Below are 14,909 nucleotides of genomic sequence, written 5' to 3' on the forward strand. Positions count from 1 at the left end.
TTAGGCGCTTGACGATGACCTACTCTCACATGGGGAAACCCCACACTACCATCGGCGATGCATCGTTTCACTTCTGAGTTCGGGAAGGGATCAGGTGGTTCCAATGCTCTATGTTCGTCAAGCAATTCGGTTGGCTGGCCAGGCGGTGGAGCTTACCTGGCTGGCCCAATTGGGTCGGTGATCGAAGTAGACAACTCGTCTTGGGTCTTGCGAACCCACGCGCCGTTTTCGGCGTCGTCTTCCTCACGCTCTGACTGCGGTCAGATTGTTTGGGTGTTATATGGTCAAGCCTCACGGGCAATTAGTATCGGTTAGCTCAACGCCTCACAGCGCTTACACACCCGACCTATCAACGTCGTAGTCTTCGACGGCCCTTCAGGAAGCTCAAGGCTCCAGTGAGATCTCATCTTGAGGCAAGTTTCCCGCTTAGATGCTTTCAGCGGTTATCTCTTCCGAACATAGCTACCCGGCAATGCCACTGGCGTGACAACCGGAACACCAGAGGTTCGTCCACTCCGGTCCTCTCGTACTAGGAGCAGCCCCTCTCAAATCTCAAACGTCCACGGCAGATAGGGACCGAACTGTCTCACGACGTTCTAAACCCAGCTCGCGTACCACTTTAAATGGCGAACAGCCATACCCTTGGGACCGGCTTCAGCCCCAGGATGTGATGAGCCGACATCGAGGTGCCAAACACCGCCGTCGATATGAACTCTTGGGCGGTATCAGCCTGTTATCCCCGGAGTACCTTTTATCCGTTGAGCGATGGCCCTTCCATACAGAACCACCGGATCACTAAGACCTACTTTCGTACCTGCTCGACGTGTCTGTCTCGCAGTCAAGCGCGCTTTTGCCTTTATACTCTACGACCGATTTCCGACCGGTCTGAGCGCACCTTCGTACTCCTCCGTTACTCTTTAGGAGGAGACCGCCCCAGTCAAACTGCCCACCATACACTGTCCTCGATCCGGATAACGGACCAGAGTTAGAACCTCAAGGTTGCCAGGGTGGTATTTCAAGGATGGCTCCACGCAGACTGGCGTCCACGCTTCAAAGCCTCCCACCTATCCTACACAAGCAAGCTCAAAGTCCAGTGCAAAGCTACAGTAAAGGTTCACGGGGTCTTTCCGTCTAGCCGCGGATACACTGCATCTTCACAGCGATTTCAATTTCACTGAGTCTCGGGTGGAGACAGCGCCGCCATCGTTACGCCATTCGTGCAGGTCGGAACTTACCCGACAAGGAATTTCGCTACCTTAGGACCGTTATAGTTACGGCCGCCGTTTACCGGGGCTTCGATCAAGAGCTTCGCTTGCGCTAACCCCATCAATTAACCTTCCGGCACCGGGCAGGCGTCACACCCTATACGTCCACTTTCGTGTTTGCAGAGTGCTGTGTTTTTAATAAACAGTCGCAGCGGCCTGGTATCTTCGACCGGCATGAGCTTACGGGGTAAACCCTTCACCCTCACCGGCGCACCTTCTCCCGAAGTTACGGTGCCATTTTGCCTAGTTCCTTCACCCGAGTTCTCTCAAGCGCCTTGGTATTCTCTACCCGACCACCTGTGTCGGTTTGGGGTACGGTTCCTAGTTACCTGAAGCTTAGAGGCTTTTCCTGGAAGCATGGCATCAACCACTTCTCCTTCTAAAAGAAGGATCGTCATCAGCTCTCGGCCTTAACTGTCCGGATTTACCTAAACAGTCAGCCTACCACCTTAAACTTGGACAACCAACGCCAAGCTGGCCTAGCCTTCTCCGTCCCCCCATCGCAGTAACTAGAAGTACGGGAATATTAACCCGTTTCCCATCGACTACGCCTTTCAGCCTCGCCTTAGGGACCGACTCACCCTGCGTCGATTAACGTTGCGCAGGAACCCTTGGTCTTTCGGCGTGCGAGTTTTTCACTCGCATTGTCGTTACTCATGTCAGCATTCGCACTTCTGATACCTCCAGCAAGCTTCTCAACTCACCTTCACAGGCTTACAGAACGCTCCTCTACCGCATCACCAAAGGTGATACCCGTAGCTTCGGTGCCTGGTTTGAGCCCCGTTACATCTTCCGCGCAGGCCGACTCGACTAGTGAGCTATTACGCTTTCTTTAAAGGGTGGCTGCTTCTAAGCCAACCTCCTAGCTGTCTAAGCCTTCCCACATCGTTTACCACTTAACCAGGACTTTGGGACCTTAGCTGACGGTCTGGGTTGTTTCCCTTTTCACGACGGACGTTAGCACCCGCCGTGTGTCTCCCATGCTCGGCACTTCTGGGTATTCGGAGTTTGCATCGGTTTGGTAAGTCGGGATGACCCCCTAGCCGAAACAGTGCTCTACCCCCCAGAGTGATACATGAGGCGCTACCTAAATAGCTTTCGAGGAGAACCAGCTATCTCCGAGCTTGATTAGCCTTTCACTCCGATCCACAAGTCATCCCCTGCCTTTTCAACGGAAGTGGGTTCGGTCCTCCAGTCAGTGTTACCTAACCTTCAACCTGCTCATGGATAGATCGCCCGGTTTCGGGTCTATTCCCAGCGACTAAACGCCCTATTAAGACTCGCTTTCGCTACGCCTCCCCTATTCGGTTAAGCTCGCCACTGAAAATAAGTCGCTGACCCATTATACAAAAGGTACGCAGTCACCTAACAAAGTAGGCTCCCACTGCTTGTACGCATACGGTTTCAGGTTCTATTTCACTCCCCTCTCCGGGGTTCTTTTCGCCTTTCCCTCACGGTACTGGTTCACTATCGGTCAGTCAGGAGTATTTAGCCTTGGAGGATGGTCCCCCCATATTCAGACAGGGTTTCTCGTGCCCCGTCCTACTCGATTTCATTGATAAGAGCGTTTCGCGTACAGGGCTATCACCCACTATGGCCGCACTTTCCAGAGCGTTCCGCTACTCTCAAATCAACTTAAGGGCTGGTCCCCGTTCGCTCGCCACTACTAAGGGAATCTCGGTTGATTTCTTTTCCTCAGGGTACTTAGATGTTTCAGTTCCCCTGGTTCGCCTCTTAACCCTATGGATTCAGGTTAAGATACCTAGCTTATGCTAGGTGGGTTCCCCCATTCAGAGATCTCCGGGTCACAGGTCATTTGCCACCTCACCGAAGCTTATCGCAGGCTATCACGTCTTTCATCGCCTCTGACTGCCAAGGCATCCACCGTATGCGCTTCTTCACTTGACCATATAACCCCAAGCAATCTCGCTGACGTCCAAGGACGCTACCGATCTGCAGGGCGCTAGATGAGTGAAGACGACATTTCGCCGAAAACTTGCGCTTGAGTTCGCAAGATTTTACCTTGACGACACTAACTGCCAGTGAAAACAGTTAATGCAGTCTACTTCTATCACTTTCCCAATTTTTTAAAGAACAGTTCTGATCAAAGACCAGACATCAACGTTTCACTTCCCATTATGCAGGGTAGTAAACGCTCATGTCTGAGCTTTCAAGCAATCGCGTTAGCGGTAGGTGGAGATGGTGGAGCCAAGGAGGATCGAACTCCTGACCTCCTGCGTGCAAGGCAGGCGCTCTCCCAGCTGAGCTATGGCCCCATCGATTGGTGGGTCTGGGCAGATTCGAACTGCCGACCTCACCCTTATCAGGGGTGCGCTCTAACCAACTGAGCTACAGACCCAATCGTCTTACCTTGAGTCTAACTAACTCAATTGCTCTTCTATCAGTGAATCAAGCAATTCGTGTGGGTGCTTGCCAGCAAGCTGACATCTTCGATTAAGGAGGTGATCCAGCCGCAGGTTCCCCTACGGCTACCTTGTTACGACTTCACCCCAGTCATGAATCACTCCGTGGTAACCGTCCTCCCGAAGGTTAGACTAGCTACTTCTGGAGCAACCCACTCCCATGGTGTGACGGGCGGTGTGTACAAGGCCCGGGAACGTATTCACCGTGACGTTCTGATTCACGATTACTAGCGATTCCGACTTCACGCAGTCGAGTTGCAGACTGCGATCCGGACTACGATCGGTTTTATGGGATTAGCTCCACCTCGCGGCTTGGCAACCCTTTGTACCGACCATTGTAGCACGTGTGTAGCCCTGGCCGTAAGGGCCATGATGACTTGACGTCATCCCCACCTTCCTCCGGTTTGTCACCGGCAGTCTCCTTAGAGTGCCCACCATAACGTGCTGGTAACTAAGGACAAGGGTTGCGCTCGTTACGGGACTTAACCCAACATCTCACGACACGAGCTGACGACAGCCATGCAGCACCTGTGTCTGAGTTCCCGAAGGCACCAATCCATCTCTGGAAAGTTCTCAGCATGTCAAGGCCAGGTAAGGTTCTTCGCGTTGCTTCGAATTAAACCACATGCTCCACCGCTTGTGCGGGCCCCCGTCAATTCATTTGAGTTTTAACCTTGCGGCCGTACTCCCCAGGCGGTCAACTTAATGCGTTAGCTGCGCCACTAAGATCTCAAGGATCCCAACGGCTAGTTGACATCGTTTACGGCGTGGACTACCAGGGTATCTAATCCTGTTTGCTCCCCACGCTTTCGCACCTCAGTGTCAGTGTCAGTCCAGGTAGTCGCCTTCGCCACTGGTGTTCCTTCCAATATCTACGCATTTCACCGCTACACTGGAAATTCCACTACCCTCTACCGCACTCTAGCCAGACAGTTTTGGATGCAGTTCCCAGGTTGAGCCCGGGGATTTCACATCCAACTTATCAAGCCACCTACGCGCGCTTTACGCCCAGTAATTCCGATTAACGCTTGCACCCTTCGTATTACCGCGGCTGCTGGCACGAAGTTAGCCGGTGCTTATTCTGTCGGTAACGTCAAAACTCACAGGTATTCGCTGTAAGCCCTTCCTCCCAACTTAAAGTGCTTTACGACCCGAGGGCCTTCTTCACACACGCGGCATGGCTGGATCAGGCTTTCGCCCATTGTCCAATATTCCCCACTGCTGCCTCCCGTAGGAGTCTGGACCGTGTCTCAGTTCCAGTGTGACTGATCATCCTCTCAGACCAGTTACGGATCGTCGCCTTGGTAGGCCTTTACCCTACCAACTAGCTAATCCGACCTAGGCTCATCTAATAGCGTGAGGTCCGAAGATCCCCCACTTTCTCCCGTAGGACGTATGCGGTATTAGCGTTCCTTTCGAAACGTTGTCCCCCACTACTAGGCAGATTCCTAGGCATTACTCACCCGTCCGCCGCTGAATCGAAGAGCAAGCTCCTCTCATCCGCTCGACTTGCATGTGTTAGGCCTGCCGCCAGCGTTCAATCTGAGCCATGATCAAACTCTTCAGTTAAGTAGACTGATCGGGTTTTGAGAAAACCCTAAACTTGGCTCAGCAATCGCAAAAAACTCATGAATTCACGAGTTACTTGTGTTGCTGATAATCTTGCGACATCAGACTTATCTCACAAGCACCCACACGAATTGCTTGATTCAACTTGTTAAAGAGCAGTTGGTTGCGACCGTGTCGCTAACCGAGGCGCGCATTCTACGCTAGCCTCACATCCTGTCAAGCGTTGATTTGAACTTTTTCGTTTCAACTCAACCACTTGCGCTTGCCTGACCGGTCTAACCAATCTCGGCAGCGGGAGGCGAATTCTACAGCATCCCAAGACGCCGTCAACCCCCTCCACTTCATTTCGTCATCACCCGGAGGTGAGAGTCAAACGGCGAAGAATCCGTGGACCCCTCGCCCGACTCAGACCTAAGTGCTTGATTTTCAAGCCGCTTCAGCGTCTGCGCCGGAAGTGGGGCGCATTATAGGGGAGTTTCAGAGCAGGTCAACGGTTATTTTACGACTGAGTTGCAGCGGATCAATTCGGCCATGTCCCTGACCGCCTGCTTGAAGCCGACGAAGACCGCCTGGGCGACGATGGCATGGCCAATGTTCAGCTCGTTGATACCTGGCAGCGCCGCGATGGGCTGGACATTGTGATAGTGCAGGCCATGACCGGCATTGACCACCAGCCCGAGGCCGGTGGCAAATTCCACCGCCCTGGTTAGGCGCTGCAGCTCATGGGCCTGCGCTTCCTGGGTCTCGGCTTCGGCATAGCGACCGGTGTGCAACTCGATCACCGGAGCACCGCTGTCCTTGGCCGCCTGGATCTGCTGCAGATCGGGATCTATAAAGAGGGACACTTCCGAAGCGGGCAGTGCGGCGATGGCGTCACGGATGCGCTGGACCTGCCCCACTACATCCAGGCCACCTTCGGTGGTCAGTTCTTCCCGGCGTTCAGGCACCAGGCAGACGTGCTCGGGACGGATCTCGCGAGCGAATGCCAGCATTTCAGCCGTCAGGGCCACTTCGAGATTCATGCGGGTCTGCAGGAGGTCACGCAGCAGGCGGACATCCCGCTCCTGGATATGGCGACGGTCCTCGCGCAGGTGCAGGGTGATGCCATCCGCCCCTGCCTCCTCGGCGTCCAGCGCCGCCTTAACCGGATCGGGATAGCGGGTACCCCGGGCCTGGCGCAGGGTGGCGACATGATCGATGTTGACGCCCAACAGAACACGACTGAACTCTTTCATGGCTTATTCACTTGGCTTGGCGAACAATTCGCGACTCATCAGGGGTTTGCTGCCCAGGTGCGGCGCCAGGGCCTGGCGCATCAGGCGCTTGGCAGCGCGGACTACAGTGGGATCGTCCCACTCGCCACGCTCCAGTGCCAGGATTTCCGCGCCAGCCAGACAGCCCGGGCGAACCTCGTCGACGGCTTCGAAGCCCTGGTCGGGAATGAAGCGATAGAGGCGCTGGGCGTCGATGGCCTGGCCATCCAGTGCCAGCGACAGCGAGAAGCCGTAGCCCAGCAGGTCGAGCAGGCGCCATTCGAAGGTACGCAGCAGGGGCTCGACCGGCCGCCCCTGGGCAAGAGCGGCCAGGGTCAGGCCATAGAGGTCGAAGAGCGCGGGATAGGGATCTTCGGCGGGCAGTAGCCGGACCAGCAGCTCATTCAGATAGAAGCCGCTGAACAGTGCCTGCCCCTGGAGCAGATAAGGCGGCGCCAGGGCCGCCACCTTTTGCAGATTCTTCAACTCCCCTCGCCCACTGAGCTGAGCCTCGAGGGGAATGAAGGGCCTGGCCAGACTTCCGGAGCGGGAGCGGGCCGCGCGCAACACCGTGCGGACCCGGCCGAAGGCGCCGAACACATCCACCAGCGCACTACTTTCCCGATAGGGGCGCGCATGCAGGACGAACAGCGGCTCGGACGCCTGCATCGCTAGAGGTCGGAGTAACCCAGAGAGCGCAGGGCGCGCTCGTCATCGGACCAGCCGCCTTTGACCTTGACCCAGAGATTGAGCATGACCTTGGCGTCGAACAGGGTTTCCATGTCCTGGCGGGCTTCCTGGCCGATGCGCTTGATGCGCTCGCCAGCCTGACCGATGAGGATCTTCTTCTGGCCATCGCGCTCGACCAAGATCAGGCCATGGATGTGCAACACTCCGTTCTCGTACTTGAATTCCTCGATCTCGACGGCGACCTGATAGGGCAATTCCGCCCCCAACTGACGCATGATCTTTTCGCGAATCAACTCGGCCGCCAGGAAGCGACTGGATCTGTCGGTGATCTGGTCTTCGGGGAAGAAGTGGTCGCCTTCCGGCAGGCGCTCGGCCACCAGCTCTTCAAGGGCATCGAGATTGTGGCCGTGCTGGGCGGAAACCGGAATGAGCGTCGCTTCCGGCAGTTGCTCCTGCAGCCATTGCAGGTGCGGCAGCATGTCAGCCTTGTCTTCCAAGCGATCCATCTTGTTGACGGCGAGCAGCACCGGGCACTTCACGAAGCGGACCCGCTCCAGCACCATCTGGTCTTCGTCGGTCCAGCGGGTACGGTCGACCACGAACACCACAACATCCACATCGCGCAGGGCGGTGACGGCCGTCTTGTTCATGAAGCGGTTGAGCGCCTTCTGATTTTCCTTGTGCAGACCAGGGGTATCCACATAGATGGTCTGCACCTCACCCTCGGTCTTGATGCCGAGCATGTTGTGCCGGGTCGTCTGCGGCTTGCGCGAGGTGATGGCCAGCTTCTGCCCGAGGATATGGTTGAGCAGCGTGGACTTGCCGACGTTGGGGCGACCCACGATGGCTACGTAGCCGCAGCGCGATGCCTTCAGCTCATCATTCATGACCATTCTCCACGCCCAGGGCGATCAAGGCCGCCGAGGCAGCTATCTGTTCGGCGATGCGGCGACTGACGCCCTGCCCCGTCGTTTTCTCATTGAGCATGGCGATCTCGCATTCGACGAAGAAGACCCGGCAATGGGGCTCTCCTTCGATGGCGACCACCTCGTAGCGTGGCAGGTCGCAGGCGCGTGCCTGGAGGAACTCCTGCAGCCGGGTCTTGGGATCCTTGTTGGTATCCACCGGCGTCAACTCGCGTAGTTGCGGCCCGAGCCAGGCCATGACCCGATCCTTGGCGGCGTCCATGCCGGCATCCAGATAGATGCCGCCAATCAGAGCTTCCATGGCATCGGCGAGGATGGATTCGCGGCGAAAGCCACCGCTCTTGAGTTCACCGGAGCCCAGGCGTAGGTAATCACCCAGTTCGAAACTGCGAGCCAGCAGCGCCAGGGTCTCGCCCTTCACCAGCTTGGCCCGCAGGCGGGACAGCTGACCTTCGCGGGCCTGGGGGAAGTGATCGTAGAGGGCTTCGCCGATGATGAAGTTGAGGATGGCGTCGCCGAGAAATTCCAGGCGTTCGTTGTTGCGACCGGCAAAGCTGCGGTGCGTGAGGGCGAGCAGCATCAGGTCCGGGTCCTTGAAGGTATAACCCAGCCGACGCTCGAGGCGATCTAGAGATAAAGTCACGGGAGATTTATACGGAAATCACGATTGAAACGAACGACCAGATCGATGTTGCGGATCAGGTGTTCACGTTTTTCATAGTCGAGGTGGATCTGCAGGTGATTGCCTTCGGCTTCGACGCGCATGGCCTTTTGCAGATCGAGATCACGGATGTCGTTTACCTGCATCCCCTTCCCCACATAGCTGTAGACGTCGGACACGCTGCGAATCTGGTTATCGGGATTGTCGCCGATGGATTCGATGACCTTGGTCAGAGCATTGTAGTCCAGGTAATGGGGCGCGAGTTTCATGGCCGTACTGGCCAGGAAAGCGATGATGCAGAGTGCGAGCAGACCACCGAGAAACGACAGCCCCTGCTGACGCGACGGACGACCAGGCACTCTGCGTTCATTCATCTGATGATACCTACGCGAGACAGGGTGGGCATGCTCTGCAGCTTGGGCTCCGGCCAGCTCAGCCAGACGGCGAAGGCCTTGCCGACGATGTTGCGGTCGGGAACCATGCCGAGCAGGTCACGGGGAATGCTGGGATCGTCCCAGTAGCGACTGTCGTTGGAGTTGTCGCGGTTGTCACCCATCATGAAGTAGTGACCGGCAGGCACCTTCCACTCGTGGTCGGGTTCCATGCGGTAGCGGGTCATCTCTTCGCGAATCAGGTGCTCGGCCTTGCCCAGTTGCTCCTTGAACAGCTTGACGCTGCCCAGCGAACCCGGCTCGTCGCCTACCAGCTTCTCGCTGACGCGCTGGCCGTTAACGTACAGCTGCTTGTCGCTGGTGTAGCGGATGGTATCCCCCGGCACCCCGATGACGCGCTTGATGTAGTTGACGCTGGGATCGCTGGGATAGCGGAACACCATGACGTCACCACGCTGGGGATCGCCGATCGGGATGACCTTGAGATCGATCACCGGCAGGCGAATGCCATAGGCGAATTTGTTCACCAGGATGAAATCGCCCACTTCCAGGGTCGGCTTCATGGAGCCCGACGGAATCTGGAAGGGCTCAACCAGGAACGACCTCAGGATCAGCACGATGGCGAGGACGGGAAAGAAGGACTTTCCGTACTCGACCAGCGCCGGCTCCTTGTTCAACTGCTCCAGTACCGCCGGATCGGGCTCGCTGACCTGCTGCCCGTAGGTCTGGATCGCCTTGCGACGACGCGGTGCGAGCACCAGCAGGTCGATGAGGGCCAGGGCGCCGCAGACGGCGACCGCGAGAACCAGCAACAGAGGGAAGTTCAAAGACATGGGCTTCAGCTATCCACCTTGAGCACGGCCAGGAAGGCCTCCTGAGGAATCTCCACGCTACCGACCTGCTTCATGCGCTTCTTGCCCGCCTTCTGCTTTTCCAGCAGCTTGCGCTTACGGGAGACGTCACCGCCGTAGCACTTGGCCAGAACGTTCTTGCGCAGCGCCTTGACGGTGGTACGGGCGACGATCTGACCGCCAATCGCCGCCTGGATCGCCACGTCGAACATCTGCCTGGGAATCAATTCCTTCATCTTCTCGGTCAGGGCGCGACCCTTGTAGTGCGCCTTGTCACGATGGACGATCAGGGCCAGGGCGTCGACCTTCTCGCCGTTGATGAGGACATCGAGCTTGACCAGGCTGGCGGCTTCGAAGCGATCGAAGCTGTAGTCCAGCGAGGCATAGCCACGGCTCACCGACTTGAGGCGGTCGAAGAAGTCCAGCACCACCTCGTTCATCGGCAGGTCGTAGCTGACCTGCACCTGGCTGCTGAGGAACTGCATGTCGCGCTGGACGCCACGCTTCTCGATGCACAGGGTGATGACGTTGCCCAGGTGCTCCTGGGGCACCAGGATATTGGCGCGGACGATGGGCTCGCGCATCTCGGCGACGGAGGCCAGGTCCGGCAGCTTCGACGGGTTGTCGACATAGATGGTGCTGCCATCCTTGAGCACCACCTCGAAGACCACGGTCGGCGCGGTGGTGATGAGGTCGAGATCGTATTCGCGTTCCAGGCGCTCCTGGATGATCTCCATGTGCAGCATGCCGAGGAAGCCGATGCGGAAGCCGAAGCCGAGGGCCTCGGAGCTTTCCGGCTCGTATTGCAGGGCCGCGTCGTTGAGGGTGAGCTTCTGCAGCGCTTCGCGGAAGTCCTCGAAGTCATCGGAGCTGACCGGGAACAGACCGGCGTAGACCTGCGGCTTGACCCGCTGGAAGCCCGGCAGCATGGCCACGTCGGGGGTGGCACTGAGGGTCAGGGTATCGCCGACCGGGGCACCGAGAATTTCCTTGATGCCGGCGATGATGAAGCCCACTTCACCGGCCTTCAGATCGGGCATTTCGGTGTGCTTGGGCGAGAAGACGCCGACGCTGTCGACCTGGTGCACCTTGCCGGTGGACTTGACCAGGATCTTGTCGCCCTTCTTGACCCGCCCGTGCTTGACGCGCACCAGCGAGACGACGCCCAGGTAGTTGTCGAACCAGGAATCGATGATCAGCGCCTGCAGGGGCGCGTCGATTTCCCCTTCGGGCGGCGGGATGACCTTGACCAGTTGCTCCAGCACCTCGGGTACGCCCATGCCGCTCTTGGCGCTGCAGGGCACGGCGTCGGTGGCGTCGATGCCGATGATGTGCTCGATCTCGGCCTTGACCTTGTCCGGCTCGGCCTGGGGCAGGTCCATCTTGTTCAGCACCGGCATGACCTCGAGGCCCTGCTCAATGGCGGTGTAGCAGTTGGCGACCGACTGGGCTTCCACGCCCTGGCCCGCATCCACCACCAGCAGCGCGCCTTCGCAGGCGGCCAGCGAACGGCTGACTTCGTAGGTGAAGTCGACGTGGCCGGGGGTATCGATGAAGTTGAGCTGGTAGGTCTTGCCGTCCTGAGCCTTGTAGTACAGCGTGACGCTGTGGGCCTTGATGGTGATGCCGCGCTCGCGCTCGAGATCCATGGAATCCAGGACCTGGGCCTCCATTTCTCGGTCGCTCAAACCACCACAGATCTGGATGAACCGATCCGCAAGCGTCGACTTGCCGTGATCGATGTGGGCGATGATGGAGAAATTGCGGATATGGCTCAGATCACTCACGAATCAGCACTCGAATAGCCAGCAGCGGAACATCCGCCGGGAAAATAGCGGGGGAGTTTACCTGAATGCGGCAAACAAGGGGACTCGCGCCGTTCGAGCGGACAAAAAGAAGGGGCAGTCACCTGCCCCCACTCCCCTACCCGGTCCTTACTTGCCTGGCAGCTTGAAGGTGATGAAGCTGGCGCGGCCCTCGCGCACCACGCGCATCGAGATGGAGCGACCCGCCGGCAGTGCCGAGGTGATCTTCTCGAAGGCCGTGGCGGATTCGATGGGCTGGTTGTTCAGATGGGTGATGACATCGCCCGGACGCAGACCGATGGCCGCGGCGGGACCGTCGCCACTGAGCTTGTTAATGACCACACCGCTCTGGATATCCATGGTCTTCTTCTGCTCGGCGGTCAGGTTGGCCACGGCGATCCCCAGGCGATTGCTGGCCCGATCGGAACCGCGTTCGCCACCGGACGTGGCCTGGTCGTCCTTGGGCATGTCGCCCACGGTGACGCTGAGGTTCTGCCGCTTGCCTTCGCGGATGACCTCCATGTCGGCCTTGGCGCCCGGCTTGAGGTTGCCGATCAGGTGCGGCAGGTCGGCGGATTCCTCGATCTTCTGGCCGTTGACCGAGAGGATGACGTCGCCGACCTTGATGCCGCTCTTGGCTGCCGGGCCGTCGTCCAGAATCTGGGCGACCAGGGCACCGGCCGGACGATCCAGGCCGAAGGACTCGGCGAGATCCTTGTCCACTTCCTGGATGACCACACCGAGCCAGCCACGGCTGACCTTGCCTTCGGTCTTCAGCTGATTGGCCACGTTCATGGCCACGTCGATCGGGATGGCGAAGGACAGCCCCATGAAGCCACCGGAGCGGGTGAAGATCTGCGAGTTGATCCCGACCACCTCACCCTTGAGGTTGAACAGCGGGCCACCGGAGTTGCCCGGATTGATGGCAACGTCGGTCTGGATGAAGGGCACGTAGCTTTCGTTGGGTAGGCTACGGCCCTTGGCGCTGACGATACCGGCGGTGACCGAATGATCGAAGCCGAAGGGCGAGCCGATGGCCAATACCCATTCGCCGACCTTCAATTGATCGGAGCTGCCCAGCTTGAGGGTGGGCAGATCTTTGGCATCGATCTTCAGCAAGGCCACGTCGGTACGGGGATCCGCGCCGATCAGCTTGGCCGTGTGATCGCTGCGATCGGAGAGACGCACCAGGATCTCGTCGGCATCGGCGACCACGTGGTTATTGGTCAGGATGTAGCCATCGGCAGAGATGATGAAGCCGGAACCCAGCGACTGGGCCTGCTCCTGCTTGCCACGGGGACTGCGCGGCATTTGCGGAATGCTGCGCTCGAAGAATTCACGGATGCCCGGCGGCAGACCTTCCAGGTCCGGCATGGTCATGGCGCCAGCGCCGCGACCTTCGGGAATTTTCTGTCGGGTGCTGATATTGACGACCGCGGGAGACGCTGCCTCGACCAGGCCGGTGAAATCCGGCAGATCGGCCCGAGCCATGGCCGTCAGTCCCATCAGCCAGAGCCCCATCAGGGCCGCCGTGTAATGCTTTAGATTGCGCATGCGCATGCAGCTCCACTCTATCCAATGACTTGAACACATCGCTGGCGACCAGCCCTTCCCGGATGGGAGGCATAGTCAGTGACGACTGGCAGCAGAAATAGCACGCCCTTGCTGAACGATAGCTTTCGAAGCTTTTTTGCGACCTGGTCGAAAATCCTTCAGGCAAAAAAAGGGCACCTGAAGCTTAACTCCAGGCGCCCTTTCTGCGGTGAGACCAGCGAATCAACGCTGGGCAGGAACATCCTGCTTTTCACCAACCGCCGGCTGATCAGCCTTGGCTTCGGCGTTGGCCTTAGTGCTTTCTTCGCTGAAGCTGGCCAGTACGGCCGGGCTACGCGCAGGTTGCGGCACGGTCAGCTGGCTCGGCGCCTGCTGGGCCAGACCCTGGGTAGAGACGTCAGACTGATTGTACATCCGCACACCCGCCAGTACGGCGAAGGTCACGGACGCGGCAACCGCGACACGACCCAGGCTCGACCAGCGACCCTTGCTGACCTGAGCAGCGACGGGCGCTGCCGGGGCTGCGGCGACCTCATCACGCTCCAGCGTGGTGGTAACGCCCTTGGCGATGTCCAGATTCGGCATCATGGGCTCGCCGCGAATCACGGCGCTGACCATGGCATAGCGCGACCAGGTGGCGCGCAATTCCGGGTCCTTGCTGACCTCGGCGATGACACGCCGGGTTTCGAATTCGTCCGCTTCGTTATCCATAACAGCGGACAGGGATTCCAGCAGGGCTTCACGACTCATACGTATTACCTCTCTAAAAGCTGTCGCCGCTGTCTATGCATCACGCAGTAGGGGCTGCAATGCTTTGTCTATCGCTTCCCGAGCTCGGAAAATCCGAGACCGGACCGTTCCAACCGGACACTGCATGACATTCGCAATGTCTTCGTAGCTGAGGCCTTCGAACTCACGAAGGGTCAGCGCGGTACGCAGATCTTCCGGGAGTTGCTGGATGGTACGGTGCACGGTGGCCTCGATCTCATCCCGCAAGAGGGACCGCTCTGGGGACTCGATATCCTTTAGAGCATGGTCGCCTTCATAAAATTCCGCATCTTCGGCACTAACGTCGCTGTCCGGTGGACGACGACCCCGGGCAACCAGATGGTTTTTCGCCGTGTTGATGGCGATGCGATAAAGCCAGGTGTAGAAAGCGCTATCACCGCGGAAGTTCCCGAGCGCGCGATAGGCCTTGATAAAAGCCTCCTGAGCGACGTCCTGGGCTTCCTGGGTATCGTGGACGAAACGCACGATCAGACCGAGGATCTTGTGCTGATACTTGAGCACCAGCAGGTCGAAGGCACGCTTGTCACCACGCTGGACGCGCTCGACAAGTTGTTGATCCTGCTCCTGGGTGGGCAGGGCTTGCTTGCTGTCCTTGGCTTGCAGCTCTTTATCGTCCTTGCTTTCACTATCGACGCGCGCTGCTAGACTGGGCTGTTGCACGAAAGTTCTCCCCTCCACAGCAGTTGATGAGCGAGCACTGAGATGGCTGCTGATCGCTCCTGGGTGTCACT

Annotated in this window: 10 protein-coding genes, 2 tRNA genes and 3 rRNA genes; all 15 read right to left on the reverse strand. The window is 58.3% G+C overall.

Going from position 1 to position 14,909, the window contains the following annotated elements; genetic code table 11:
* Positions 1-6: 6 nt before the first annotated feature.
* The 15 genes from rrf to rpoE all read right to left on the reverse strand — a co-directional run bounded on the left by rrf (position 7) and on the right by rpoE (position 14,754).
* Positions 7-122: ribosomal RNA gene (gene rrf, locus NRG74_RS12710) — 5S ribosomal RNA — on the reverse strand.
* A 158-nt stretch (positions 123-280) separates the two neighbouring features.
* A 23S ribosomal RNA gene (locus NRG74_RS12715) occupies positions 281-3,173 on the reverse strand.
* A 292-nt stretch (positions 3,174-3,465) separates the two neighbouring features.
* A tRNA-Ala gene (locus NRG74_RS12720) sits at positions 3,466-3,541 on the reverse strand.
* Positions 3,542-3,547: 6 nt separating this feature from the next.
* Positions 3,548-3,624: transfer RNA gene (locus NRG74_RS12725), tRNA-Ile, on the reverse strand.
* Positions 3,625-3,720: 96 nt separating this feature from the next.
* Positions 3,721-5,257, reverse strand: a 16S ribosomal RNA gene (locus NRG74_RS12730).
* Together the 16S, 23S and 5S rRNA genes with 2 tRNA genes alongside form the textbook arrangement of a ribosomal RNA operon.
* 494 nt (positions 5,258-5,751) lie before the next feature.
* Entirely contained in the window at positions 5,752-6,492 is a 741-nt protein-coding gene (gene pdxJ, locus NRG74_RS12735; protein WP_257704225.1) for a pyridoxine 5'-phosphate synthase, read from the reverse strand.
* Positions 6,493-6,495: 3 nt separating this feature from the next.
* On the reverse strand, positions 6,496-7,179 hold the full coding sequence (recO, locus tag NRG74_RS12740) for a DNA repair protein RecO (protein WP_027603059.1): 684 nt from the start codon (positions 7,177-7,179) through the stop codon (positions 6,496-6,498).
* 2 nt (positions 7,180-7,181) lie between these two features.
* Positions 7,182-8,087, reverse strand: coding sequence for a GTPase Era (gene era, locus NRG74_RS12745; RefSeq protein WP_017640152.1), 906 nt, complete (start codon positions 8,085-8,087; stop codon positions 7,182-7,184).
* Positions 8,080-8,769, reverse strand: coding sequence for a ribonuclease III (gene rnc, locus NRG74_RS12750; RefSeq protein WP_064307342.1), 690 nt, complete (start codon positions 8,767-8,769; stop codon positions 8,080-8,082). The genes era and rnc overlap by 8 nt, the downstream gene beginning before the upstream one ends.
* Positions 8,766-9,161 carry a DUF4845 domain-containing protein gene (locus NRG74_RS12755; protein ID WP_017640150.1) on the reverse strand — a complete coding sequence of 132 codons (396 nt, stop codon included), beginning with the start codon at positions 9,159-9,161 and terminating at the stop codon, positions 8,766-8,768. The genes rnc and NRG74_RS12755 overlap by 4 nt, the downstream gene beginning before the upstream one ends.
* Positions 9,158-10,012 carry a signal peptidase I gene (gene lepB / locus NRG74_RS12760; RefSeq protein ID WP_257704230.1) on the reverse strand — a complete coding sequence of 285 codons (855 nt, stop codon included), beginning with the start codon at positions 10,010-10,012 and terminating at the stop codon, positions 9,158-9,160. The genes NRG74_RS12755 and lepB overlap by 4 nt, the downstream gene beginning before the upstream one ends.
* 5 nt (positions 10,013-10,017) lie before the next feature.
* Positions 10,018-11,817 (reverse strand): translation elongation factor 4, encoded by a 1,800-nt coding sequence (lepA, locus tag NRG74_RS12765; RefSeq protein ID WP_017640148.1) that lies wholly within the window; start codon positions 11,815-11,817, stop codon positions 10,018-10,020.
* A 147-nt stretch (positions 11,818-11,964) separates the two neighbouring features.
* Entirely contained in the window at positions 11,965-13,389 is a 1,425-nt protein-coding gene (locus NRG74_RS12770; protein ID WP_026083737.1) for a DegQ family serine endoprotease, read from the reverse strand.
* A gap of 222 nt (positions 13,390-13,611) precedes the next feature.
* Complete coding sequence (locus NRG74_RS12775; RefSeq protein WP_017640146.1) at positions 13,612-14,139, reverse strand: sigma-E factor negative regulatory protein; 528 nt, start codon at positions 14,137-14,139, stop codon at positions 13,612-13,614.
* Between the two features lie 33 nt (positions 14,140-14,172).
* Positions 14,173-14,754, reverse strand: coding sequence for an RNA polymerase sigma factor RpoE (rpoE, locus tag NRG74_RS12780; protein WP_026083736.1), 582 nt, complete (start codon positions 14,752-14,754; stop codon positions 14,173-14,175).
* Between the last annotated feature and the right edge of the window lie 155 nt (positions 14,755-14,909).

The organism is Pseudomonas oryzihabitans, assembly GCF_024652905.1.
Classification (GTDB): Bacteria; Pseudomonadota; Gammaproteobacteria; order Pseudomonadales; family Pseudomonadaceae; genus Chryseomonas; species Chryseomonas benzopyrenica.

What these genes read in the sequence shown, in the direction of transcription:
- NRG74_RS12770 (WP_026083737.1), bottom strand. Translation starts at nt 13,389, where the DNA reads ATGCGCAATCTAAAGCATTACACGGCGGCCCTGATGGGGCTCTGGCTG.
- recO (WP_027603059.1), bottom strand. Translation starts at nt 7,179, where the DNA reads ATGCAGGCGTCCGAGCCGCTGTTCGTCCTGCATGCGCGCCCCTATCGG.
- pdxJ (WP_257704225.1), bottom strand. Translation starts at nt 6,492, where the DNA reads ATGAAAGAGTTCAGTCGTGTTCTGTTGGGCGTCAACATCGATCATGTC.
- era (WP_017640152.1), bottom strand. Translation starts at nt 8,087, where the DNA reads ATGAATGATGAGCTGAAGGCATCGCGCTGCGGCTACGTAGCCATCGTG.
- NRG74_RS12775 (WP_017640146.1), bottom strand. Translation starts at nt 14,139, where the DNA reads ATGAGTCGTGAAGCCCTGCTGGAATCCCTGTCCGCTGTTATGGATAAC.
- lepB (WP_257704230.1), bottom strand. Translation starts at nt 10,012, where the DNA reads ATGTCTTTGAACTTCCCTCTGTTGCTGGTTCTCGCGGTCGCCGTCTGC.
- NRG74_RS12755 (WP_017640150.1), bottom strand. Translation starts at nt 9,161, where the DNA reads ATGAATGAACGCAGAGTGCCTGGTCGTCCGTCGCGTCAGCAGGGGCTG.